Here is a 1,578-nt window from a genome sequence, read left to right as displayed (position 1 = left end):
GGCGTGCCGGACCGCGTTGCCGACCAGCTCGGCCAGGACCGCGACCAGGTCGGCCAGTCGGCTCGCCGGCGCCTGGTTGCAGCACCTCTGCGACGCGCAGCTGGCGACCGCCGCCGACGCGGCACGGGCCGCCGGCATGCCGGTCGGCATCGTGCACGACCTGGCGGTCGGAGTCGACCCGGGCGGGGCAGACGGGTGGCAGCTCGCCGACGTGCTGGCCGAGGGCGTCAGCGTCGGCGCACCCCCGGACGACTTCAACCAGCTCGGCCAGGACTGGGGGCTGGCCGCCTGGCGTCCCGACCGACTCGCCGCCACCGGGTACGCGGCCTACCGGGACATGCTGCGCCGGGTCCTGCGGCACGCGGGCGGGTTGCGGGTGGACCACGTCGCCGGGCTCTGGCGACTGTGGTGGGTGCCGCCGGGTGCCGGCGCGGCCGAGGGCACGTACGTCCGCTACGACGCCGACGCCATGCTCGGCATCCTCGCCCTGGAGGCGCACCGGGCGGGGGCGGTGGTGGTCGGTGAGGACCTGGGCACGGTCGAGCCGGCCGTCACCCGTGGCCTGCGCGAGCGCACCATGCTCGGCTCCACCGTGCTCTGGTTCGCCCGCGACGGCGACAGTGGCTTTTTGCCGCCGGCCCGCTGGCCGCGTACCGCGCTGGCGACGATCTCCACCCACGACCTGCCCACCGCGCCGGGCTTCCTCAGCGGGGAGCACGTGCGGGTCCGTGCCGAGCTGAAGCTGCTCGCCCGCGACGTGGTCACCGAGCGGGAGCGCGCCGAGACCGAGCGGCGGGAACTCGTAGCGATGCTACGGGCCGAGAAGCTGCTCCCGGGGGAACCAGCAGAGGGTGCCGCGTCGCCGTCGGACGAGGAGATTGTCGAGGCGCTGCACGCCGCGCTGGCGGCCAGCCCCACCCGGTTGCTCGCCGCGTCCCTCTACGACGTGCTCGGCGAGGTGCGCCAGCCGAACATGCCGGGCACGGTGGACGAGTACCCGAACTGGCGGCTGCCCCTGCCGGCGTCGCTGGCCGAGATCCGTGACGACCCGCGGGTCGCCCGGATCGCGGAGCTGCTCACCGCCGGCCGTCCCCGCCCGGCAGGCGAGGACAGCGCCTGAGCTCAGGCGGGCCAGTCGACCCGCAGCTCACGGTCGAGGAACGCCGCGTAGCGACCCAGGGCCCGCTCCACCCGGCCGCGCTGCCGTGCGTCCAGGTCGACCAGCGGGTGGACGGTCACCGTCACCCGTGTCGGGCCGACGGTCCGCTTCCACGTGCCGACCACCCGGCCGGCCCGCACCACCGTGGCCTGGAAGACGCCGTTGCCGCCCGGCACGATCGCGCCGGCGTGCGCCGGGTCGAGCATGAGCCTCCGGTCGCGGTAGCCCAGCAGGTACTCGTCGAAGCCCGGGAGCACCAGCAGGTCGTCGACCGGCCGGGGCGGCGCGTCGAGCAGGGCCGGGTCCACCGACGCCGGCTCCCCCCACCATCGGGCAGCTCGCCCAGCGCAGCGGCGTGGCCCCCTCGGCCCTGCGCTACTACGAGCGGCTCGGGCTGATCCGCGCCGAACGCACCGGTG

Annotated in this window: 3 protein-coding genes; 2 read left to right on the top strand and 1 reads right to left on the bottom strand. The window is 75.9% G+C overall.

Features of this window, described 5'->3' with window-relative positions:
* Positions 1 to 1,120: 4-alpha-glucanotransferase (gene malQ / locus AB0I76_RS29545; RefSeq protein WP_357042316.1), on the top strand; the 1,120-nt coding region annotated here is incomplete at its 5' end.
* Between the two features lie 2 nt (positions 1,121 to 1,122).
* On the opposite strand, the gene AB0I76_RS29540 is transcribed toward malQ, so the two are convergent.
* Positions 1,123 to 1,467 carry a crosslink repair DNA glycosylase YcaQ family protein gene (locus AB0I76_RS29540; protein WP_357042312.1) on the bottom strand — a complete coding sequence of 115 codons (345 nt, stop codon included), beginning with the start codon at positions 1,465 to 1,467 and terminating at the stop codon, positions 1,123 to 1,125.
* 20 nt (positions 1,468 to 1,487) lie between these two features.
* On the opposite strand from AB0I76_RS29540, the gene AB0I76_RS29535 reads away from it, so the two are divergent.
* The coding region (locus tag AB0I76_RS29535; RefSeq protein WP_357042319.1) for a MerR family DNA-binding transcriptional regulator at positions 1,488 to 1,578 on the top strand (91 nt) is incomplete at its 3' end.

The organism is Micromonospora sp. NPDC049799, from assembly GCF_040656655.1.
Taxonomy (GTDB): Bacteria; Actinomycetota; Actinomycetes; order Mycobacteriales; family Micromonosporaceae; genus Micromonospora.
This window is presented reverse-complemented; position numbering and strand designations above follow the sequence as displayed.